Raw genomic sequence first — 21402 nt, 5'->3', positions numbered from 1 at the left:
CTATCGAAAATGAAGGATTTAGAGGATACAAGTGAGGAAAATAAATGGCTAATATGAATGATGTTGCGAAAATTGCAGGTGTATCACGTGGGACGGTGTCTAATTATATAAATGGGGTTAAAATAAAAAAAGAGTCACAAAAAAAAGTAGAGCAGGCAATTCAGGAGTTGGATTATGTTCCAAATCAAGCAGCTCGCGCCCTTAAAACACAAAAAAGTAATTACGTTGTGTTTATTTTGCCGACGATTTGGACGCCTTTTTTTTCAGAATTAACCTATTATTTGCAACTAGAACTAAACAAATGTGGACTAAAGATGTTGCTGTGCAACTCACAAGATGATTACATTCAAGAATTAGAGTATATCAGAATGGCACAAGAACAGAAAGTGACAGGGATTATTACGATTTCATATAGTGATATTACTCCGTATCTGACAGCCAATTTGCCAATTGTTTCAATAGAACGCTATTTTGATGATACAGTTCCTTTTATTACCAGTGACAACTTTGGTGGTGGTCAGCTGGCTGCTCAAAAACTACAAGAGTTGGGAAGTCAAAGACTTTTGATGGTTGTCAGAAAAATTAGCCATAATTTAGGGTTACAAGAGAGACAAAATGGCTTTATTAGCTATTGCCAAAAAGCGCACATGCCATTTGATGTATACTTGGATGAGGGAAACTCTGCTGGTTTTAGAGCGCGTGTCTTTCGATTTTTTGAAAACAACTACCAAGCAAATATTCCCTATGATGGGATCTTTGCTGCGACGGATCGATATGCAGATTATTGTTACGATGCACTGGTACAAAAAACACAGTGGCACCTGCCCGAAGATATCCAGCTAATAGGCTTTGATGGATCTAAAAGTTACCAAAATGAAGCATTGAAAATTTCGACGATTCGTCAGCCTGTCGCTCAAATTGCTGAGTTGAGTGTAGCCGAACTCATAAAATTAGGTTCAGATCGGAAGAAGTCTAAAAAAACAAAATATATTTTACCGATAACATTTTTAGCAGCACAAACAACTAGAGAAAAGAGAAAAAAAAATGAAGAAAAAAAAAGGAGACAATAAAGGCCTTGCTTTGGGCCTTTGTTTCGGTTTGATTTTTGGTCTTACGATGCATAACTTAGCTTTAGGAATTGGAGTGGGGCTTTGTTTTGGGTTAGCATTTGATGAAAAAAAATAAAAGTTCTATTTTGGAATGAAAATTTTTGTTAAAAAAACAAAGAAAACGTTTGCAATTTTGGAACGTTCCATATATAATCAAATTATAAATTGGAACGTTCCAAAAAATGGAAAGAGGGAATCAAATGGACTATCAAAATATTGCAAAAGAAGTATTGTTAGCTGTTGGTGGAAAAGAAAATATACAAAGTGCAGCGCATTGTGTCACGAGGTTGCGTTTAGTTTTGAAAGATAATAGCAAGTATGATAAAGAAACTTTAGAAAATATCGAAGGATCAAAAGGTGTATTTTTTAATAGTGGTCAATTACAAGTGATTTTTGGAACGGGTGTTGTAGACCAAGTTTATGCAGCTTTTGTGAAACAAGCTGGGATTGAGTCAAGCTCCGTTGCAGATGTGAAAAGTGCAGCGCAAAAAAATCAAGGAAAAGTCCAAGAATTTTTTAAAGCATTTTCAGATATTTTTGTTGCCTTAATTCCTGGTATTGTAGGTTGTGCGATGATTTTAGGCTTGCGTTCACTATTTATAACAGAAGGAATTTTTGGTCTAACTGGAAGTATGGCGGATAATTATCGCTGGGCTGCTGATTTGGCAAGCTTCTTTAATATAATTGCTACCGGACTAAATTTTCTACCAGTTTTTGTTGCTTACTCCGCTACGAAACGGTTTGGAGGCAATCCAGTATTAGGGATTATATTAGGTCTAATTTTGGTGCATCCAGATTTGGGTAACCGTTTTGAATTTATGCAAGGAACATTAGATTCTGTGAAATATTGGGATTTTTTCGGATTTAACATTCCTCAAGTTGCCTTTCAAGGAGGGATTTTTCCAGCTATTTTAACGTCATTATTTATGGCGAAATTTGAATTATTTTTAACGAAGAAGGTTCCACAAATCTTGACATTCATACTCGTTCCAACGATTACCATCATCGTTTCTGCTCTTGCGTTGTTCCTAGTCTTTGGACCATTAGGAGATATTGTTGCGGCTGGAATTGGTGCATGTGCTGATTTCTTATACAATAAAGCAGGAGTCTTTGGAGCATTTGCATTTGCAGGCTTGTTACAACCATTGGTGATTACGGGAACACATCATATGATTGGAAGTATAGAAGCACAATTGATTTCCAGTACAGGTTTTAATTATATTCAGCCTTTGTGGGCCGTTTCAATTATTGCACAAGGTGGTGCCGCTATGGGGATGTTCTTTTTGGCAAAGAAAAAATCAAAACGTAGAGAAGTAGCACTTTCAAGTTTTGTTCCAACCTTAGTTGGAGTATCAGAACCCGCAATTTTTGCAGTTAACTTAAAAGACTCAATTATTCCATTTATTTTAGGAGCAATTGGAGCAGGGTTTGGAGGCGTCTATATGAAATTGTTTGATGTAAAAGCACTTGGGTTTGGTTTAACAGGAATTCCTGGGATAACGATTGTCAATCCACCACAAGTTATTCATTATGTTATTGGTTGCTTATTATCCTTTGTGTTACCGATTGTATTTATTTTGATTTATCACAAGGTGAAAGGTATCGCTGGTGCTGAACTGAAAAACGCAGCGTTATAAGGAATAAAATAGAGATAAGTTGAGAGGGATTGTATGAAATTTTTAGAGATAGACAAGTATCATTACGTAACGGCAAAGGATCAGGGATATTTGCGCGAGTTAGCCAAATTTGTAAGTAAAAGTGAATTTTTACCTAAATTCCATATTTATCCCAAATCTGGATTGATGAACGATCCAAATGGATTGAGTTATTATAATGGAGCCTATCATGTGTTTTATCAGTGGTTTCCATTTGATGCAACTCATGGAATGAAGCATTGGGGCCATATGAAATCTCAAGATTTGTTGCACTGGCAAGATTGCGGACTAGCCTTGATTCCAGATCAGGAATATGAAAAAAATGGCTGCTATTCTGGTGGGGCAATTGAAAAAGATGGCTTGTTGTACCTTTTTTATACTGCAAATTACAAAACCAGTGCAGGAAAAATTCCTAAACAAGCACTGGCCATCATGAATCAAGCGGGTCAAATCGAAAAGTATGCACAAAATCCAATCTTGGACGGGGCGCCAAAAGGATATAGCGGGGAGTTAAGAGATCCTTTCGTCTTTGAAAGAGACGGGGCATACTACATGTTATTAGGTGGAAGTGCGGATGAAACGGGGACAGCAAAGAGTTTTGGTCAAAGGGGGGCACTGCTCTTATACCAAAGTAGTAATTTGATCGACTGGGCATACAAGGGCGAGGTGGAGTTGCCGATTGAAACAGGCTACATGTTAGAATGTCCTAGCCTAATTGAGGTAGACGGAAAAGAAGTACTCTTTTTATCTCCAATGGGCTATCAGCCACAAAAAAACCGTTACCAAAATCGGTTTGCCTCGATTTATTTGCTTGGAAAATTGGATGTTTTAAATCTGAGGTTTGATGTCGAACAATGTGATGAATTAGATGCGGGCTTTGACTATTATGCACCACAAGCTTTTTATGCAAAAGACAATGTTCCTTTGAGCTTTGCTTGGTTTGGTTGCGGGGAACCGTTGTATGAAAGTGACAAGGAAAAGTGGAAGCATGGCTTAACGATGCCACACGAACTATCGCTTCGCTCAGAACGGTTGCATCGTTTTCCTTCAAAAGAAATCCTTGCAGCATTTTCAATGCTAGAGTGCAATCAAAAATTAGTGGCACCAAAAATGAGCTTTTATCATTTTTCAACGGAGGTCAGTCGTGAACAAAAAAACGCAACAATTGTATTTGGAAATCCTGGGAATACATGGCAGTTAGACATTGATACAGAAAGTGGCGAGGTTATACTGGATCGAAGTAATTTGGCGACACCGATTGATGTAGAATATGGAGAAGACCGAAGAACGATACTAACCGCCAAAACAGCAATAATACAAGTGGACGTTTTTGTGGATAATAGTTTCATTGAAATCTTTCTCAATCAGGGAGAAAAAGTGTTTAGCTTTAGAAGTTTTAATCTAGCGAAGGATCACATGATAGTAAGTGAAAGTGTAACTAATTGTAAAATTGGTTACTACAATCGTTAAAAAGCATCGGAAACGGTGCTTTTTTTTTACAAGCAGATTAGTTTTCTAAAGGTAAATGGTCAATCGTTTTACTCATTTTTTGGATAAGTTGAATGTAGTCTTGATAAAATAAGTGAAATAAATAAGCACCTGCTTTGGTAGGATTTGTCATGTTTTCTGAATCGCGGTCAAAAATAGGATACGTGGCATCTTCAACAAACGCAAGTGCCTCTGCCCATGCTTCTAATTGAATAAACTGTTTGCTGATTTCTTCATACTCTGAAACTGGAAACCGATAATATTGTGTATTTTCTATCATTTTTTTCTCCTTACAGTTAATTTTTAGACAACCTAGTGTTAACTGGTTAACATAAGTATAAGACTTTTGGGTACAATTAACAACTAAAAAAAGGTCTTAAAATGAAAGTTAACAAATCGAAGACAAGGACCGAGAAGAAGAGTGAATTTTAGCTTGAACAGCTGGTTGAATCAAAAATTAAAATCGTTAGTGGGGGGATTCTATTTCCGGTAAGAAAGAGAAAAGTAATGAAAGAAAATAAGGGAATTGGCTTTAGTATAAAAAAAGTTGCAGCAATTTTTGCAGCAACTCCGATTTCCTTAATGAGAATTAATCAGTACAGCTAGGAGATATGGAAGTTGTAATAAGAAAGGACACTGTTAGTAACAAAACAGTTATTCAGTATTTCAAGAATGAAAAGCTAATTCAAGAGGCTACAACTGAAAAGGATATGCAGAAAGTCATTGATTATTACAGTGGTTTAAAAGAGTAAAAAAAAGACAGAAAGAGTAATTATCTTTGCTGTCTTTCTCTGTTTTCTTCTGTGATTAACTTGATATTTTGTTTCAGTAGTCTATTGAGTTCAGAAGGCATTGTTCCTTCCTGTTTCCATTCAGCAGACTGCTTTATAAACTTAGTTTTTTCTTCACTAGGAAGCCTAACTTCAAGTATTTCTGAAATATCTGAAACCCTAAGTGCAATCATCATAGCGAATAGGTGACTGAGGTTTATTGTAGGTCTGAACTTATTATTACAGTATTTACTGATATCCCCTTTACGAATCCCTGTTAATTCTGCCAATGTAGATTGTGTGAACTCTCTACCGTCAGTAGTTCTACGTCTTTCAGCAATAAGCTGATTTACCTTAAACCTAAGTTCCATTGAGTCTGCAGAGAGGACTGTGTTTTTTATTGCACTGTTTGTCTTATCACTAAAACTGTCCTCAGTGAATTTGATTGTCATTTCTATTTCCTCCAATTAATGTTTGTTCACTTATTATAGCAATATACTGAAACCTCGAGAAGAAAACGTGCGTTCTTGTTCGATCAAAAGTGTTATTGTAATGACACGCAATAAACCATTATATCTTGTATCATTTCAGTCAAGGTAGCTGAAAATCACCATTGTTCTAAAGGTGTGCCAGAAAAGGGATAGAATAAAAAGAGAATGCTGTGTAGAAAATAGTATCCCTCTGTTAGAGCTAGAGCGTAGATATGATGAAAATGATGTGGCAGAACAATTACGCTTATTTTAACTGGAACTAACAGTCATTCTCAGATAGCTTAACAAGATTTTGCTCAATTTCAAGTGCAGTCAAGTCTCTTGCTATTGAACTGAATGTGCTTTTATAGTGACTGACTGTCCTATCACTCACACCTAACAGCCGTCTACTATCAATAAAATCATGAATTGCTTCATCTTTATCTACAGTCTTCACACCTGATAAAATTGTCAACTCTTCTTTGCTTAGCTGAGAGGCTCTTCTCATTCTTTTTGTCATAGTATACACTCCATTTCATACAAAATTGAAGGGACTTACTACTTAATAAAATAACAAAAAAGCCTTGGATTTGCTGGCATTCCACCAGCTTATTCCATCAGCTTCTTACTATGATTTAATTCATTATGCGGCCGAGAAGACTCGAACTTCCACGGGACTTACTCCCACCAGCCCCTCAAGCTGGCGCGTCTGCCATTCCGCCACGACCGCAATAAGCGTAACAAGATTAGTATAAAAGGTGAAAGGCTAGCTGTCAATAGTTTTGTGCGTATAGTTAGTCATTCATTGTGTGAATAGCTAAACACTATAGAAAGTTTTTCTTAGGTAAAGGAAATTATTTCTGGCTTCCTCATTTTTGGTTAAAACAGTGTGTAGATAAAATGCGCAATGGCTAAAATCAACATTTCGTAGCAAACATCTTTTGAGAGTGTTAGGAGTTTTGTGTGGAGTGTAGAAAACATATGCATTCATCCTTTCTGCTTTTAGCATAAAGAAAGAATAGCGTAAAAAACTGAATTGAAGCTTAAAACAACAGCACAAAGAAAGAATGATGATCGAGTACTGCAAAAATTAAAATTTTGTATAGTTAAACAAAAAAGCAAGTAAAAAAACGAAGATCATTTGTCTCAAAGGGATAGATACTATAAAATTAAAAATGAATATAGTAACAAGCAGCAAGTCAAATGAAATGAATTTGAGGAAGCAAAGACTATTTCTTCACATTTTACATGGTACACTAGCTAAAAATTCAAAGTTAGCTTTTCACCTGTCTAACATTTCGGTGGCATTGAAACAGATACCCAAGTAATAAAAAAGCTAAGTGGGTCTGTTTATCTATTTTGACAGGTTAGGTATTGCTTTTCTTACCATGAATAGAGCTGGTACGGAATCCATTAGTGATTGAGAGCAGCGCAATGGCTAGTAGTAGACTTCATCTGTCTGTTTGATTACAATAAAATTAATGAGGAAAGAAGGAAAGAATCTATGAAGAAAAAAATGGTTTGGTTAGGAGCTTCTGTCCTAGCGGTTGCAGCAGGAATCAAGCATCAGGCTAAAAAGAAAAAGCAAAGTGTAAGTAGTCTAATGATCGAACAAACCTTAAAACAGATCCCGATTTTTCCAGATGTACGAAAACCAAAAGAATATCAAAAACTTTTGGAAAAAAGTGAAGCGGGCTATACATTGCCAGACTATGTGCGTAGTATGTACAATGCGTGTGAATCAAAAGAACTAAAAAATACAATTGTCATTAAGCCAAAAAATAAAGTAAGCCAACGAACTATTTTTTATCTCCACGGGGGTGCGTATTGGTTTCAACCCATGGTTGCACATTTTCGAATGCTGTCTAAATTAGCTGAAAGTTTAGAAGCACAAATTATCATGCCTATTTATCCCAAAGCACCGTCCTATCATGCAGAGGATGTCCACAAAATGGTGGCACAAACCTATGATGAGATGTTAGAAAAAGTAGCTGTTGATCCTGCACATTTGACGTTTATGGGAGATTCTGCCGGTGGGGGACTGGCACTGAGTTTCTTGCAAGTATTAAAAGAGACTAAAAAACCCATGCCCCAAAGAGCCATACTCTTGTCACCATGGTTAGATGTAACCGGAATGAACCCACAAATTCGCTCTTTACAAAAGAAAGATCCTATGCTACCAAATGATCGCCTAAGCTACTGTGGCCAGGTCTACGCAGGAGCATTATCCACTTATTCACCATTAGTCAGTCCTTTGTTTGGTGAGTTAAGTGATCTGCCCCCGATAGATGTGTTTGTGGGAACGCATGACATTTTATATGCAGATGCAAAAGCATTAGAGGAGCAAGCAAAAGAAGAACAGTTGCCGATTCGGATATGGTCTTACCGGCACATGAATCACGTTTTTGTGACTTATCCGATACCAGAAGCAAAAGAGGCGCTAACCATTATTAAAAATCTGATTCTTTCATAGAATTTGTAAGGGAGAGTTGGTCTTTTTTGCTTAATTTTTGATAAACTAGTGAGTAAGATGCTAAAATCATTTTTTCTAGCTCAGCAGTTGATAGTTGCGAAGTTCCAAGCTTAATCGAATTCCAATGCACCTTATTGGTATGGTAACCTGGTGTAACGTCAGTGTATTGTTCGCGAAGAATCTCGTTTTTTTCAGGTAAGCCTTTGAGGGTCAAGAGTGCATGTTCATCAGGAATCACACTCATGATTCCAAACTGCTTACCCAGCAAATCAAAGTAATAAACATTCCAATCTTTTCGCAAGTAGACTTTGGCGCCGGTCAAGCGTTGTCCAAACGCAATCAAGTCAAGACTTCTTTGTCGATAATCTGTCATCAGATCCACTCCTTTTTTGTCGATAAGTGAAAAGCTAAAACGAGTGTACACCACTTCGTTTTAGCTTTTTTGATTACGCATTGTTTTTTTCGTTGTCTTCGTCTAAGTGTTTTTTTATATCTCGGTACAAAGAGTCATAGAGTTCCAAATCAAGCTCAATAGTTTTATTACTTCCCATAATTTGAGAAATCTTTTCTTGATATTGAATTGAGAAGATGCTAACGGCTAAGTCATGCGCACGTTGATCATTCGATAGTGTCATATTCTTCACCCCCGTTACGAAGAGTATAGCATGAAATAAAAAAAACACAAAAAAAAGAGTCAGGTTTTCTGACTCTTTTTGTTATGTATTTTCTGATATGGGCAGACTAATCAGGTAAAATAGACTCTCCATCAGTCGTTCGTTCCGCAATAATTTGGTCAAAGAATAACACTTGTGCGGTTTGAGCATAAGGAAGAACATAAAAACCAGCAATTCCCCAAGTAACTGCTGCTAATAAATTCCAAAAATAAAAAGACATAGAAAAAATGAAGAATTCCATCTTGTACCCATTCATTAACTTACGACTCAAAGTAAGTGCTTGTGTTCCATTTAACTCTGGGTTTTTCTTAAGTAAATAATTTGTCATTGCGTAAGAATGTGCCTTGACAATTCCAGGAACCACTAGTAAAAGTGACCAAAAGATGGTATATAGGGCCATTTTAAGATTGGCAATGAAGACACGACTGAAATTTTCTGAACAAACTTCTGAAAGATTTTGTTTCCAGTTCAATTCTTCACCACTAACTGTTTTGACAGCAGCAAATGTATAATAGGCTTGAATGAATAATGAAACAAAAATAAGGACAAGAAGAATTATGAACATAAGTGGTGCAGAACCACCTGTCACATAACTGCCAAAATACGTATAGTGAATTTGGGGCAAGCTTTTAAAATATAAAACAAATAAAACAAATAAAACAACAAATACAGGAATTAAAATCAAAGACCAAGCTCCGTATTTACGATGAAGCAATTTTTCTGCCTCTTTTTTTAACTCTTTTCTCAACATTTTTCAATCTACTCCTTTTTTCTTTTCCGCTTATCTTTTTTGTGAGACCACTTCACAAGAAAGAAGCTTAGTGGTAAAATCAGTGTTAGAAAAAAAACGACTTTTGAAAAAAGTCTGCTTTTGTAATCAAACACATATATAGTATAACATATTTTTTTTTATACATATGAAAAACTAAAAAAAGGAAAAGGTGCTGTTCATGATTGTACTTGCTGGAATGATTGGTGCAGGGAAGACTACATTTACAAATTTTTTAGAAAAAGAATTGAAAACGGTTGCGTATTATGAAAGTGTCGAGGATAATCGAATTTTAGAGAAATTCTACGAGGATCCTCAACGCTGGGCATTTACGTTGCAAGTCTATTTCTTAAACACACGTTTTAAAAGTATCAAAAAAGCTTTAAAAACAAAGCATGGTTTGTTAGATCGTTCCATCTATGAAGATGCCTTATTTACAAAAATTAATGTTGAAAATGGAAATATGAGTGAAGTTGAGTGGGATACCTACTCCTTACTTTTTGATAATTTGCTGGAAGAGCTTGATTCCATCCCCAAGAAAGCCCCAGATCTACTAATCTACCTATCAGGCTCCTTTGAGTTACATTTGCAAAGGATTCGCCAAAGAGGGCGGGAGTACGAACAGTATGACGGGCGACCAGAACTTCTGGCTTATTATCAATTGCTACATACTCGCTATGAAGAGTGGTTTAAAACGTATGACAAAAGTCCAACACTCGTTATTCCGATTGATCAAGTGGATTTAGCACGCAAGACAGACCGAGAGTGGGTACTAAAAGAGGTCCAACAAAAAATCCAACAGTTATCAGATTAAATAAAAACACGAGCGATAAGCTCGTGTTTTTTCATTGTTTTAGATTAAGGTATAATTTGTTAGCAAATCATAGTAAATTTACATTACAATATATTTAGATAAAAACAATGTTAAAATTAACATTGTTTTCAAGTAATGTCAACGTTTATTTATATTTTGCAAAACAAATTGTTTTTTTTTATAAGTTATGATATTATAAATTTATCCATTACTATGATAAGCTAATATAAATGAGATGGAGCGGTTTTATTTATACAAACTGGAAGAAGCAATTAAGAAAAATATAAAGATAGGAGAGGAAAATTATGGGAAAATGGATCACCAAATGGGTAGTAGGAATAATTTATAAAATTCTAGGGACTCTATTTAAAAGTACCCAAAATGTAAACCAGATTTTGAATTTTGAATACAATTCAATTAATGTAATTATTTTGGAGTTATCTAAATAAGTGAGAAATTATTTCTCACTTATTTCATTCAAAAAAACTTCTATATGTGTTTGATTATGTGTGGGTTTCCTTTGTATATGATTTGTTTTGGGGCCAACATCCTGAATAAAAATTAATCAATTAATAGTAATTTATCATTTTAAATCGTTTTTAACTGGGATGTAAAATAAATAAAATGTTATTGGAATTACTTGTGTTTTTAATGGACAAAACGTTTTAAACATTCTATTCATATATTTAAGAGTCTTAGAGACCGTCTTAACAAGTTGGAGTGGTGATTGTTGATACAATATTCTATTCTAACAAACTCGTTTTGTACAATATAAGTATACGCCATCTGTTTTATTGCTGATAATTATTTGGTTACAGTGTAAATGCTCTATTTAGGTGACTAATTTAATGCTATTATCACGATTAATAATTAGTTGTTTTTCAAAATAATAAATAAAATTAGTGAAATTAAAATGAAATATTAAATATATTGTTTCGCTTTTAAATTAAATATATTATAATTAAATAATAAATACAAGGAGGTTAATATATGAGGTTAAAAATAATTTGTTCCTTGGATCATGAAGAAATACCCCAAGATTTTCGTAGAAAAGTATTAAGTCTTTTTAAAAAAAGCTTGTCTAATACGAATCATGAATTTTTTCAAGCACTATTTGGAACGAATAAACAAAAAAATTATACATGGTCCACTTTTTTTCCACAAGCAGTATTTAAACAAGAATGTATTATCATCCCGGAAAAAAAGTTTATATTGAATTTTTCAACTGGGGATGCGGAGATTGGACTAAATTTTTATAATGCATTTTGTCGATTAAAAGGGAAAAAAGTTGCATTTTCAACGGGCAATACTCTATGCATTCAAACTATTCAGATGGTCCACGCCAGTAGTATTAAGCAAAATTTAGCAACGTTTCGAATTCTATCGCCAATCATTGCAAGAAATCATAATCGTGAAACAAAAAAAGATTGGTTTTATTCAATCAACGATTTAGAGATGTTTCAACATGTTTTAAAAGAAAATCTAGGCTATCGATTAAGTGCTAAATACGGAGAATATGTTCAAAATGACATTGAAAATTTAGTGTTTGAACCTATTCAGATGAAAAGAACTGTAGTGAAACATTATGATAAATTTTTAGAATCTTCAATTGGTTTATTAAAAGTTAATGGAAAACCTTACCTTTTAAATGAAATTAGAGATAACGGTTTGGGTTCTCTTTGTGGTTCTGGGTTTGGCATGTTAGAAATAGTGTAGGAAGGTGGAAAAGTATCTATGATAAATATTGATGAGACAAAACATCGTCTGCTATTGACTGAGTGGCAATTAAATGCAGGAATCGTCGGGATGTTAAATATCTTAGGTAAAAAAGACAATGAGCTTCCAAAAATAAATGAATTTAACTTTCAGTCGGGATACTTGGATGATTTTGCTGAAAAATATTTTTCTTATTTTATAGAAACTTATAAAAAAACGTTATCGTGGTATAAAATTGTTCAGTTTAAAGAAAAAATAGCCCGATTTGAGGAGTCTGATTTTGCTTATCTTGATGAAAAGCAATACGAACAGATTAATCTCTATATTCGTGATGTAGCCAAAAAATATATTAATAGTGCAAGCTATAAAGCCGCTTATCCACTAATAAAAGCCAATCTTGATATTCGGGAAAAAGGGTCGAATTTAAAACAGTTACCTAAACTAACTAAAAAGCTTAGTTTCGATAAAAATCGTGAAGAAATCATAGTTCTTGTGAAAGAAAAGTTTGAAGAGATTAAAGAGATAATCGCCTATTTCGATACACCAGAAGCTAAAAAATATATAGGTGCGAAAAATGTTTTGTACACACTGATTAGAAAAGGGTGGGATGGTGTTTCTGCACTCAATCCTCAAACAAAAGAGAAAGATCCATATCTTGATTTCCATCAATACTTCGTTCAACCTTGTCTTGACTATCTAGAAGCCGATAAAACTAAGTATAAATTTTCTTGTTGTACCTGTGAACAGCCAATAAAAAATTTGGACGAAACTTTTAGTTTTTTAGTTGAAACCGGTTATGATACTAAGCGTAAAGGCTCACATGGTTGGAATTTCGTGAATGACATGGGGCTGTGCCCAATTTGCAAGTTGATTTACGCCTGTATTCCTGCAGGATTTACTTATGTAATCAATCAAGGAATCTTTATCAATGCAAGTCAAAATTTAAGCGAACTTGTGAGGGTCAATCAAAAAGTGAAAATGGATATTTTAAAAAGAAATAGTAGTGAACAAGGTGTTAGAGAAGTCAATACTTATGTGGGAATGATAGAAGCCATACTAGAGCAAGAAAATAAAAGTCATACGTATGAATTATCTGATATTCAAGTTGTAAGGTATGAAGAGGATCGTTATTATTTTACGCTGCTATCTAAGAGAGTATTGAAGATTTTAAATCAATCTAAAGTATTTTTAGAACCTTTAATTAAAGCAAATTTTCCCGAGGGAAACCTTTATCAATCAGCGGTACAGAAAATTATGAACAGTGAAAATTTATTTAGCCTTATTCATAAGTTGCTAATATATAAAGTGACAAATGTTAAAAATCTTTATTATGGAATCTATCATGTTGATTATCTGCTGAACATTAATCAGAAATTTTTAGGGGGGATTCAGAAAATGAATGAACTATCACAAGAAGAGTTAAAAAAAGTTAGAGCAAGTGGTTGGTATTTAGGAAAAGAATATGACAATAAAAATAAAGTGAAAAGTATTGCACAACGACTATTAAATACTTTAAAAAGTAATAATCGTGATGGCTTTATGGATATTATTTTAAATTGTTATGCCTATGTTGGAAAAACAGTACCTAATTGGGGTATTCAAATATTTCAAGATGATGAAACATTCAAAACAATTGGATATAGTTTTGTTTCAGGGTTGATTGGAGACAAAGACAAAGATAAAGAAAATGGAGATGGAAAATAATGAAAAACAAAGGATTAACCATGACAATAATATTTCAGGCAGAAAGTGCAAATTATGGAGAGAGTTTAGGAAATGTTGCTTCTTTAAAGAAAATTTCTAGAAATAATGGTGACCAATATACTTATATATCACGACAAGCCCTTCGTTATAACCTGATTGAACAATTAGGGGAAAAGGAAGCTCCGGTCGTTGCTGAGGGAAGTGGAGATAAAAAAGTAATTCAATTTCAAGCGGATGCTAGTATTCAAGATTTTCTAGAATTAGATTTCTTTGGATATTTAAAAACAGAAAAAGGAACGGGTGGGAAGAAGCGTTCGGCCAAAGTTCGTTTATCAAATGCGATTTCACTTGAAACTTATAAAGGAGATACGGACTTTTTAACAAATAAAGGTCTTGCTGATCGATTAAAAGAAAATATGAACATCGCACAAGCTGAAATTCACCGCTCGTACTATAAATATACCGTTACTATGGATTTAGATCAAATTGGACTAGATGAAGTCGACGGGATTGAATTACCGGCAGCTGAAAAGGCACGCCGAGTTTCAGCGTTACTAGATACAATATCATTTTTATACCGTGACATTCGTGGTCGCAGAGAGGACTTGAAACCTTTATTTGTAATTGGTGGTGTATATGACAGAAAAAATCCAATCTTTGAAAATGTTGTTGATTTAAAAGAACAAGTGATTCCAGTTGCGAAGATTAAAGGGGCTTTGTACGATGAATTTGAGCACAAGACATTATGTGGCGTTGTAGAAGAAGAGTTTAAAAATGATATAGAAATCAAGAACGAATTGCATGCAACCAATGTTCCAGAATTTTTTAAGGAACTGAAGAAAAGTGTGGTTGAGTACTATGAAGGGGATTAAACTAGAACTCTCACAAAATATGGTCAACTATAAGAAAGCGACAAGTTATCAGCTAAAAGAAAGTTATCCATTGCCTCCGTACAGCACAGTTATTGGGATGGTTCATGCGTTATGTGGCTATACAGAATATGAGCCTATGACTGTCAGTGTGCAAGGAAGTTATTTTTCAAAAGTCAATGATTTGTATACTAGATATGAGTTTAATAATGGAATGAAATATGATAAAGGACGTCATCAACTTCAAGTTGGGGAATTTGGTATTGGACGAGGTGTTAAAACAGCGGAGCTTTTAGTAGATGTTGATTTGATGCTTCATATTGTACCCGAAAATCAAACTAAGATTGATGAAATCTATTATGCACTAGAAAATCCTAAAGAATATCCAACACTTGGAAGAAGAGAAGATTTGGCGATTTTTAATTCAGTAAAAGTGGTAGAAATAGCTCAAACTGTCCTTAAAGAGGATTACGAACTGCCAAATGATCGTAGTGCCTATATTCCAGCTAAATGGTTCAATGAAGAGAAATTGACAACAGAAAGTGAGGTTGCCTCGCAATCTGGGACGCGATTTTTATTAACTAAAAATTATACGCTTAAAAATTATGGGACTCAGAAAAAACCAAAAATTTTTAGAGAATGGCATAAAGAAGAAGTGATTTACTCTTCTAAAATCTCAGTTTATGAAGATGAGGTAGTTTGGTTGGATGAAGAGGAGCAAATTGTTTTTATCGATAAATAAAGGAGTATTTGTATATGAAAGTGTTTTTAGCAAAATCAGATGGAGAAACCTTGGTAGATCATACATTAAATCTTCTAGAAAATAGCAAAATTTTATATCAAATCTATCCTAAAATTGAACTTAAGGCTAACTTATTAGAGTTAGCCTGTATTTATCATGATTTAGGTAAAATTAATCACAAATTTCAGACGAAAGTCAGACAAAATCAATCAACAATTTTAGGGGAAATCCCACATGGTTTACTTAGCACCGCATTTATTCCAACAAAAGAGTTAATTTCTAGAAAATATTCCAACACAGAAATTTCTGTGTTAGCGTATAGTGTAGCATATCACCACGAAAGAGAGTTAAGTGGGTTAGAGAATGAAAATTTTGTGAATGAAATTGAGGCGTTAAAGCAAGACGTTATGGAATTTCCGTTTTCTCGTTTAGGTTTAGAAAGTTTAACTGTAAGAAAACTGTCCAGTAAGTACTTTAAGTTTAAATCGATTTTAAGAGCTCGTGATGACGAAGAAAAGTATCATTTATACGTTATGTTAAAAGGCTTACTAAATCGTGTGGATTACGCAGCAAGCGCGCATAGTCAAGTTGAATATCCACCAAATTTTTTAGATGAAAAATTAGAAGAATTGCATTTTCAATGGAATTCCCTACAAGAATATATGCGAGCTCATCAGGATCTAAATATGGTTGCAGTTGCCCAAACAGGTATGGGAAAAACGGAGGCTGGACTACTATGGATTGGGAATAACAAAGGTTTTTTCACGTTGCCACTTCGTACAGCAATTAATGCCATTTATTCCAGAATCTATTCGACTATTGTCAAAGAAAAACAAGAAAATCGTGTGGGGTTGTTACATGCTGATATCTATCAGGAGTATACAAAATTAAAAGATTTAGAAATTCCAGTGGAAGAGTATGAAACAAAAACACGACAATGGTGTTTGCCTTTAACTGTTTGCACAATTGACCAAATATTTGATTTTGTTTATCGATACGCTGGATATGAATCTAAGTTAGCAACGCTGTCTTATTCAAAAATCGTGATTGATGAAATTCAAATGTATTCGGCAGATTTACTAGCCTATTTACTTGTGGGTTTAAGATACATTCATCAGTATGGAGGGAAATTTGCTATATTGACGGCAACACTTCCACCTTTTATTTTAGACTTACTAAAAAGACAAGGAATTCCTTTTGCTGCTCCTGAAAAACCATTCATAGATGCTGCACTTTCAATACGTCATGCTATGGAGGTGGTGGAATCCGCTATTCAGATTGAACCAATTTTAGCGCAATATCAAAAAAATAAAGTTTTAGTTATTTGTAATACTGTTAAACAGGCTAAAATCATTTTTGAGGAGCTTTCGGCAAAATTAAATTTAGGAGAGGTTCACCTTTTGCACAGCCAGTTTATTAAACAAGATCGAGCTAAAAAAGAAGAAATGATTTTTGATTTTGGCCAGAAAGAATGTGACGAGTCTGGTATTTGGGTGACGACACAAGTAGTAGAGGCATCATTAGATATTGATTTTGATATACTATTCACCGAACTATCTGATTTGAATGGATTGTTTCAACGGATGGGCAGATGTTACCGAAAAAGACTCTGGACAGAGGAGGTTGGGACAAATGTCTATGTCTTTAATGGGGGCGATAAGGCTTGTAGTGGTGTTAAATACGTTGTTGATAAGCAACTATTTGAAAATTCTAAAACGTGTCTAAAACAGCAAGATGGACCATTATCTGAAGAGAAAAAGATGCATCTTGTCGAAGAAACGTACACAACAGAAAAGATGAAGAATACCGAGTATTATCAGAAAGTCATTGACAATATGGATTACCTAGATTTGAGTTCTGAAGGAGAAGAAAGCAAAAAAAACGTAAAAAAAATATTTAGAAACATTCACAATCGGACGATTATTCCAAATCCAGTATATCAAGAAAAAATAGATGAAATTGAAAGATTACTTATTGTTTTAAAAGAACGCTCGAAATTGAAGCAAACTGATGATGAAAAAAAAATTTGGCAAAAGAAAAGAAAAGACGCAAGGTACAAAATTTCTCAATTCACAGTAGAGATTCCGGAATATACAATTAAAGACGATTCAATTGTCCAAACAATTGAAATTAATAAATACAAAAAAATCGAAATTCTAAATTGTGACTATTCATTTGATAGCGGTATTACTTACAAAAAAGGACAAAAAGAAATCGAGAGCAATATCTTTTAAGAAGGTGAAAAGATGCGAATTACAGGAACAATGATTAATTACTATTTTATTTGTCAGCGAAAACTCTGGTGTTTTACGCATCATTTGAATTTTGAGGAAGGTCATCAAAACGTAGAGCTAGGAAAACTTATTGACGAGGCAAGTTATAGTCGTGAAAAAAAACAGATTATGATTGATGGCACAATTAATGTTGATTTTATCCAAGATTGGAAAGTTGTGCATGAAGTCAAAAAAAGTCGAGCGATGGAGGAATCTGCTGAGTGGCAAGTAAAATATTATTTGTATTTTATGCGTGAACGTGGCATTGAGGTTGAAAAAGGTATTTTGGATTATCCTAAAATTCGCAAACGAAAAGAAATTTTTTTAACACAAAAGGATGGAAATAAACTGAAAGAAATATTAGATGAAATCAAAAACATTGCTCACTTAGAGAAAGCTCCAACTACAATTAACTCCAAAATTTGTAAGAAGTGTGCCTATTATGAGTATTGTTATTGTTAGGAGGTTGACCTGTGGAAAGCTATTTTTTATTTTCTAGTGGAGAGTTGAGAAGAAAAGATAATGTGGTGCGAATGACCGCGTTAGATGGACGTTTTAAAGTTTTGAAAATTGAAGTAATGCGAGATTTATATTTGTTTGGAAAAGCTTCTATGAACACCGATTGTCTCAATTACTTAGCACAAAGTAAGATTCCAGTTCACTTTTTTAATCACTATGGTTTTTACACAGGTACTTTTTATCCCAAAGAAGCGAATGTCTCCGGTAATTTGTTGATTAGACAGGTCGAGCATTACACAGACTTTGAGAAAAGATTAAATATTGCTCAAGAGTTTATTCAAGGTGCTTGTTACAATATTTTAAAAAATTTGAAATATTATCGGCAACGAGGAAAAGAGTTAGACAAAGCGATTAATGAAATTCAAGCTTTAGAAAAAATGATTTCACGCACCGTGACAATTGAAGAATTGATGGGGATTGAAGGGAATATTCACCGAGTTTATTATGGGACGTGGACAACTATTATCAATCAAGAAGTGGATTTTGAAAAAAGAGTCAAAAGACCTCCAGATAATGTTGTCAATACGCTGATTTCATTTTTAAATTCGCTTGTATACACGACTTGTTTGTCAGAAATTTATGTGTCACAGCTGAATCCAACTATTAGTTATTTGCATAGTGCAGGGGAGAGGCGTTTTTCACTTTCGCTAGATATTGCAGAAATATTTAAGCCTCTACTAACAGATCGAATTATTTTTTCACTGCTTAATCGCAAGGTGATTACTGAAAAAGATTTTTCCAAAGATTCCAATTATTTTTATCTGAAAGATAAGGGAAAGAGAAAGGTTCTCGAAATGTACAATAGTACGTTAGATGAAACAGTAAGACACAAAGACTTGAAGCGGAATGTTTCATACAGAAAGATGATGCGTCTTGAATGTTATAAGCTGATTAAGCATTTGCTTGGTGAGAGAGAATATCAAGCATTGAGAAAATGGTGGTGAGTCGATGTATGTGATTTTAATTTATGATATCTCGATGATTGAACTTAGACAAGGCGCAAAAGTATCGCGAAATGTTTTCAAAATTTGTAAAAAATATTTAACTCATATCCAAAAGTCGGTTTTTGAAGGGGAGCTAACCCCAGCAAAGCTACAAAAATTGCGCAATGAGTTGGCACAATATCTTCGTGAAGATCTAGATTCTGTAGTTATTTTCAAGAGTAAGCAAAAGAAAGGACTGGACAAAGAATTTTGGGCAGCAGACGAATCTGAGAAGACTTCTAATTTCTTTTGAACACATTTGTCGACCTTCAGTAGTGAAAAAAATAGGGGAGATCGACAATTTGTATAAAAGCTTGATTTCATGGCTTTTTAAGGGATTTTTTAGAAAAAACATGATAAAATAAAAAAGAAAGTAACCGTAAAAACAGTGGTCGACAATTTATACCGATTTAAGCTTATCAGATCAACCTCTTTCGTAGCCAGGCCTTTTAATCTAATATAGTGAAATGTAAATGCGTTATGAACTGACCACTCTCGTGCGTGATAATCCCTTTTAATCTAATATAGTGAAATGTAAATAGAAAACGCTGAAAACCGTAACGAGAAAGCTATTGCCCTTTTAATCTAATATAGTGAAATGTAAATGCAGGAGTATTCTCAGCAATCATGACGGCTATAGGTCCTTTTAATCTAATATAGTGAAATGTAAATTGTTGTAATGTATCTGTAGTCAGCTTCAAGCTGTCTCCTTTTAATCTAATATAGTGAAATGTAAATTTGACATTCCACTACCAATCATGCCTAGAGGATTACCCTTTTAATCTAATATAGTGAAATGTAAATATTTGAAAGTTTTGACATTGGAGTCCATTGGAAAAACCTTTTAATCTAATATAGTGAAATGTAAATGAGGTCATCTGTGTGGGATGTATTACTGCTGCTTGCCCTTTTAATCTAATATAGTGAAATGTAAATTGGGTTGCAGAAGAACGAGCTAAATATGGCAACATTCCTTTTAATCTAATATAGTGAAATGTAAATGAAAAAAATTCTTCGAGTGTAACGTCTAAAGCGTCACTTTTAATCTAATATAGTGAAATGTAAATGTACTATTCTTAAATGTGATACCGTTGTTTGTGCTTCCTTTTAATCTAATATAGTGAAATGTAAATAAATATCGGTGTAAAAAGTGAGTTGTTACAGTTTACCTTTTAATCTAATATAGTGAAATGTAAATAATTTGATTGATTGGCTTGTTATTGTATTAAAGCCTCCTTTTAATCTAATATAGTGAAATGTAAATTATCCTGGCAGCTCTGATTATGACCGTAAAAAATACCCTTTTAATCTAATATAGTGAAATGTAAATACCCTCAAATTGAGGGCTTCCCTCGGCGGTAGCCAGCCTTTTAATCTAATATAGTGAAATGTAAATAAGGCCCTTTTTGCTGATTCAGTTAGTTCGAGTGACCTTTTAATCTAATATAGTGAAATGTAAATAGCGATAACCACAAACAAGAATGAAAAGAATGTTAACTTTTAATCTAATATAGTGAAATGTAAATTCGCCTAAAAATGATACGACAACAGGTAATTTTGTACTTTTAATCTAATATAGTGAAATGTAAATAACCTAACTTTGCCTAACCTAATCTGTGTATCCATCCTTTTAATCTAATATAGTGAAATGTAAATGTTTCAAGTCTAGTTCAATATCAAAAAAGAGATACACTTTTAATCTAATATAGTGAAATGTAAATGCAAGCTAGAGAGTGCAAAACACAAAATAAGATAGGCCTTTTAATCTAATATAGTGAAATGTAAATACAATTAATGATCAGCAAGCCAAAGCTAATAGACAACTTTTAATCTAATCTAGTGATTTGTTCTCGGAGTTTTTCGTGGACTAGTCGCTTTTTTCTTTATCAGTTTGGCTTTACTTCAACCATTGCCAAATTTTCAATATAAGGGAATAAAGTAAGTAAACGATGAAACAAATAAAAATAAATTCGAAAAAGAAAACCATAAAGCGCAAGTTAAATGCAAATTTCAACCATAAAAGCCACAGAGCGATTGCAAAGCAAATTTTTCCACAAGTGTTGATTTTCCTAAGTAAAAGCCAAGAAAGAAAGTCATCTGTTGGCTGTTTTGTTTTTTTGTAATCTTCTGATATTTTACTGAAAAATGTTATTTTCTTTTTTTCCATATGCGCAGGCTCCTCTTTTACAGCCATTATATAAGGTTATTTGTGCAAAAACAAGAACATCTTGCGGATAAAACTGCTTCATTTTTTAAGAAGACTCGCACGAGTTGCGAGTCTTTTTTTTGTATCTTTTTGCACATTCGGTTTGCAAAAAGATGTACTAAACTTTTTGCGTAGTTAAATTTATAATGAAGATATGAAAGGGGTTGC

21 protein-coding genes, 1 tRNA gene and 1 CRISPR repeat array are annotated in these 21402 nt (G+C 33.8%); of the genes, 14 read left to right on the top strand and 8 right to left on the bottom strand.

All coding sequences use genetic code 11. The features are described from left to right. The first annotated feature begins 44 nt into the window (after positions 1 to 44). The 4 genes from CBF30_RS05315 to CBF30_RS05305 all read left to right on the top strand — a co-directional run bounded on the left by CBF30_RS05315 (position 45) and on the right by CBF30_RS05305 (position 4234). Positions 45 to 1070 (top strand): LacI family DNA-binding transcriptional regulator, encoded by a 1026-nt coding sequence (locus CBF30_RS05315; protein ID WP_126823459.1) that lies wholly within the window; start codon positions 45 to 47, stop codon positions 1068 to 1070. Continuing rightward, positions 1045 to 1185, top strand: a complete 141-nt coding sequence (locus CBF30_RS11815; RefSeq protein ID WP_170168949.1) for a glycine zipper domain-containing protein — start codon at positions 1045 to 1047, stop codon at positions 1183 to 1185. Before CBF30_RS05315 ends, CBF30_RS11815 begins: the two co-directional genes overlap by 26 nt. A 124-nt stretch (positions 1186 to 1309) precedes the next feature. Beyond that, positions 1310 to 2746 (top strand): PTS transporter subunit EIIC, encoded by a 1437-nt coding sequence (locus tag CBF30_RS05310; protein WP_126823457.1) that lies wholly within the window; start codon positions 1310 to 1312, stop codon positions 2744 to 2746. A gap of 33 nt (positions 2747 to 2779) precedes the next feature. Next, a complete protein-coding gene (locus CBF30_RS05305) occupies positions 2780 to 4234 on the top strand; it encodes a glycoside hydrolase family 32 protein (protein ID WP_126823455.1) in 1455 nt (484 codons plus the stop codon). A gap of 37 nt (positions 4235 to 4271) precedes the next feature. Here CBF30_RS05305 and CBF30_RS05300 read toward each other — a convergent pair whose 3' ends face one another. The 4 genes from CBF30_RS05300 to CBF30_RS05285 form a co-directional block, all read right to left on the bottom strand. Next, complete coding sequence (locus tag CBF30_RS05300) at positions 4272 to 4532, bottom strand: hypothetical protein (RefSeq protein WP_126823452.1); 261 nt, start codon at positions 4530 to 4532, stop codon at positions 4272 to 4274. A 492-nt stretch (positions 4533 to 5024) separates the two neighbouring features. After that, complete coding sequence (locus CBF30_RS05295; RefSeq protein WP_126823450.1) at positions 5025 to 5474, bottom strand: helix-turn-helix domain-containing protein; 450 nt, start codon at positions 5472 to 5474, stop codon at positions 5025 to 5027. A gap of 298 nt (positions 5475 to 5772) precedes the next feature. After that, the gene (locus tag CBF30_RS05290; RefSeq protein WP_126823448.1) at positions 5773 to 6012 is read right to left on the bottom strand and encodes a hypothetical protein; all 240 of its coding nucleotides are present in this window, start codon (positions 6010 to 6012) and stop codon (positions 5773 to 5775) included. Between the two features lie 126 nt (positions 6013 to 6138). Further along, a tRNA-Leu gene (locus CBF30_RS05285) sits at positions 6139 to 6222 on the bottom strand. A 774-nt stretch (positions 6223 to 6996) separates the two neighbouring features. Between CBF30_RS05285 and CBF30_RS05280 the strand changes: the two genes are divergently transcribed. Beyond that, positions 6997 to 7965, top strand: coding sequence for an alpha/beta hydrolase fold domain-containing protein (locus tag CBF30_RS05280; protein WP_126823446.1), 969 nt, complete (start codon positions 6997 to 6999; stop codon positions 7963 to 7965). Here CBF30_RS05280 and CBF30_RS05275 read toward each other — a convergent pair. The 3 genes from CBF30_RS05275 to CBF30_RS05265 all read right to left on the bottom strand — a co-directional run bounded on the left by CBF30_RS05275 (position 7943) and on the right by CBF30_RS05265 (position 9390). Continuing rightward, entirely contained in the window at positions 7943 to 8338 is a 396-nt protein-coding gene (locus CBF30_RS05275; RefSeq protein WP_126823444.1) for an MmcQ/YjbR family DNA-binding protein, read from the bottom strand. The genes CBF30_RS05280 and CBF30_RS05275 overlap by 23 nt on opposite strands. A gap of 73 nt (positions 8339 to 8411) precedes the next feature. Next, positions 8412 to 8600, bottom strand: coding sequence for a hypothetical protein (locus CBF30_RS05270; protein WP_126823442.1), 189 nt, complete (start codon positions 8598 to 8600; stop codon positions 8412 to 8414). A 106-nt stretch (positions 8601 to 8706) separates the two neighbouring features. Beyond that, positions 8707 to 9390, bottom strand: coding sequence for a DUF975 family protein (locus CBF30_RS05265; RefSeq protein ID WP_126823440.1), 684 nt, complete (start codon positions 9388 to 9390; stop codon positions 8707 to 8709). 199 nt (positions 9391 to 9589) lie between these two features. Here CBF30_RS05265 and CBF30_RS05260 point away from each other — a divergent pair, with 199 nt between their 5' ends. The 9 genes from CBF30_RS05260 (at position 9590) to cas2 (ending at position 19281) form a co-directional block, all read left to right on the top strand. Then, positions 9590 to 10222: a deoxynucleoside kinase gene (locus tag CBF30_RS05260; RefSeq protein WP_126823438.1), complete on the top strand. Its 633-nt coding sequence runs from the start codon at positions 9590 to 9592 to the stop codon at positions 10220 to 10222. A gap of 990 nt (positions 10223 to 11212) precedes the next feature. Beyond that, entirely contained in the window at positions 11213 to 11938 is a 726-nt protein-coding gene (gene cas6, locus CBF30_RS05255; protein WP_126823436.1) for a CRISPR-associated endoribonuclease Cas6, read from the top strand. 18 nt (positions 11939 to 11956) lie between these two features. Beyond that, positions 11957 to 13642, top strand: coding sequence for a type I-B CRISPR-associated protein Cas8b1/Cst1 (cas8a1, locus tag CBF30_RS05250; protein ID WP_126823434.1), 1686 nt, complete (start codon positions 11957 to 11959; stop codon positions 13640 to 13642). Beyond that, positions 13642 to 14514: a type I-B CRISPR-associated protein Cas7/Cst2/DevR gene (gene cas7i / locus CBF30_RS05245; protein WP_126823432.1), complete on the top strand. Its 873-nt coding sequence runs from the start codon at positions 13642 to 13644 to the stop codon at positions 14512 to 14514. Before cas8a1 ends, cas7i begins: the two co-directional genes overlap by 1 nt. Then, on the top strand, positions 14501 to 15253 hold the full coding sequence (cas5, locus tag CBF30_RS05240) for a CRISPR-associated protein Cas5 (protein ID WP_126823430.1): 753 nt from the start codon (positions 14501 to 14503) through the stop codon (positions 15251 to 15253). Before cas7i ends, cas5 begins: the two co-directional genes overlap by 14 nt. 14 nt (positions 15254 to 15267) lie before the next feature. Then, positions 15268 to 17487, top strand: coding sequence for a CRISPR-associated helicase Cas3' (cas3, locus tag CBF30_RS05235; protein ID WP_245975015.1), 2220 nt, complete (start codon positions 15268 to 15270; stop codon positions 17485 to 17487). 12 nt (positions 17488 to 17499) lie between these two features. Then, a complete protein-coding gene (cas4, locus tag CBF30_RS05230) occupies positions 17500 to 17988 on the top strand; it encodes a CRISPR-associated protein Cas4 (RefSeq protein WP_126823426.1) in 489 nt (162 codons plus the stop codon). Between the two features lie 11 nt (positions 17989 to 17999). Continuing rightward, positions 18000 to 18989: a type I-B CRISPR-associated endonuclease Cas1b gene (cas1b, locus tag CBF30_RS05225; RefSeq protein ID WP_126823424.1), complete on the top strand. Its 990-nt coding sequence runs from the start codon at positions 18000 to 18002 to the stop codon at positions 18987 to 18989. A 4-nt stretch (positions 18990 to 18993) separates the two neighbouring features. Further along, positions 18994 to 19281, top strand: a complete 288-nt coding sequence (gene cas2 / locus CBF30_RS05220; RefSeq protein ID WP_126823422.1) for a CRISPR-associated endonuclease Cas2 — start codon at positions 18994 to 18996, stop codon at positions 19279 to 19281. Between the two features lie 193 nt (positions 19282 to 19474). Further along, positions 19475 to 20815: a CRISPR direct-repeat array (repeat unit 29 nt; unit sequence CTTTTAATCTAATATAGTGAAATGTAAAT). A gap of 110 nt (positions 20816 to 20925) precedes the next feature. Here the strand turns inward: cas2 and CBF30_RS05215 are convergent. Then, positions 20926 to 21195 carry a hypothetical protein gene (locus CBF30_RS05215; RefSeq protein ID WP_126823420.1) on the bottom strand — a complete coding sequence of 90 codons (270 nt, stop codon included), beginning with the start codon at positions 21193 to 21195 and terminating at the stop codon, positions 20926 to 20928. Positions 21196 to 21402 lie beyond the last annotated feature (207 nt).

Origin of the sequence: Vagococcus entomophilus, assembly GCF_003987595.1 — a bacterium.
In the GTDB taxonomy this organism is placed as follows: Bacteria; Bacillota; Bacilli; order Lactobacillales; family Vagococcaceae; genus Vagococcus_E; species Vagococcus_E entomophilus.
The sequence above is the reverse complement of the archived record's forward strand: the minus strand, read 5'-3'. Positions and strand labels throughout refer to the sequence as shown.

Excerpts from the sequence above, each read along its gene's own strand:
- cas5 (WP_126823430.1), top strand. The coding sequence starts at position 14,501 with ATGAAGGGGATTAAACTAGAACTCTCACAAAATATGGTCAACTATAAG.
- CBF30_RS05265 (WP_126823440.1), bottom strand. The coding sequence starts at position 9,390 with ATGTTGAGAAAAGAGTTAAAAAAAGAGGCAGAAAAATTGCTTCATCGT.
- cas4 (WP_126823426.1), top strand. The coding sequence starts at position 17,500 with ATGCGAATTACAGGAACAATGATTAATTACTATTTTATTTGTCAGCGA.
- cas3 (WP_245975015.1), top strand. The coding sequence starts at position 15,268 with ATGAAAGTGTTTTTAGCAAAATCAGATGGAGAAACCTTGGTAGATCAT.
- CBF30_RS05295 (WP_126823450.1), bottom strand. The coding sequence starts at position 5,474 with ATGACAATCAAATTCACTGAGGACAGTTTTAGTGATAAGACAAACAGT.
- CBF30_RS05310 (WP_126823457.1), top strand. The coding sequence starts at position 1,310 with ATGGACTATCAAAATATTGCAAAAGAAGTATTGTTAGCTGTTGGTGGA.
- cas2 (WP_126823422.1), top strand. The coding sequence starts at position 18,994 with ATGTATGTGATTTTAATTTATGATATCTCGATGATTGAACTTAGACAA.
- cas7i (WP_126823432.1), top strand. The coding sequence starts at position 13,642 with ATGAAAAACAAAGGATTAACCATGACAATAATATTTCAGGCAGAAAGT.
- CBF30_RS05305 (WP_126823455.1), top strand. The coding sequence starts at position 2,780 with ATGAAATTTTTAGAGATAGACAAGTATCATTACGTAACGGCAAAGGAT.
- CBF30_RS05270 (WP_126823442.1), bottom strand. The coding sequence starts at position 8,600 with ATGACACTATCGAATGATCAACGTGCGCATGACTTAGCCGTTAGCATC.
- CBF30_RS05280 (WP_126823446.1), top strand. The coding sequence starts at position 6,997 with ATGAAGAAAAAAATGGTTTGGTTAGGAGCTTCTGTCCTAGCGGTTGCA.
- CBF30_RS05300 (WP_126823452.1), bottom strand. The coding sequence starts at position 4,532 with ATGATAGAAAATACACAATATTATCGGTTTCCAGTTTCAGAGTATGAA.
- CBF30_RS11815 (WP_170168949.1), top strand. The coding sequence starts at position 1,045 with ATGAAGAAAAAAAAAGGAGACAATAAAGGCCTTGCTTTGGGCCTTTGT.
- cas6 (WP_126823436.1), top strand. The coding sequence starts at position 11,213 with ATGAGGTTAAAAATAATTTGTTCCTTGGATCATGAAGAAATACCCCAA.
- CBF30_RS05315 (WP_126823459.1), top strand. The coding sequence starts at position 45 with ATGGCTAATATGAATGATGTTGCGAAAATTGCAGGTGTATCACGTGGG.
- CBF30_RS05215 (WP_126823420.1), bottom strand. The coding sequence starts at position 21,195 with ATGGAAAAAAAGAAAATAACATTTTTCAGTAAAATATCAGAAGATTAC.
- CBF30_RS05275 (WP_126823444.1), bottom strand. The coding sequence starts at position 8,338 with ATGACAGATTATCGACAAAGAAGTCTTGACTTGATTGCGTTTGGACAA.
- CBF30_RS05260 (WP_126823438.1), top strand. The coding sequence starts at position 9,590 with ATGATTGTACTTGCTGGAATGATTGGTGCAGGGAAGACTACATTTACA.
- cas8a1 (WP_126823434.1), top strand. The coding sequence starts at position 11,957 with ATGATAAATATTGATGAGACAAAACATCGTCTGCTATTGACTGAGTGG.
- CBF30_RS05290 (WP_126823448.1), bottom strand. The coding sequence starts at position 6,012 with ATGACAAAAAGAATGAGAAGAGCCTCTCAGCTAAGCAAAGAAGAGTTG.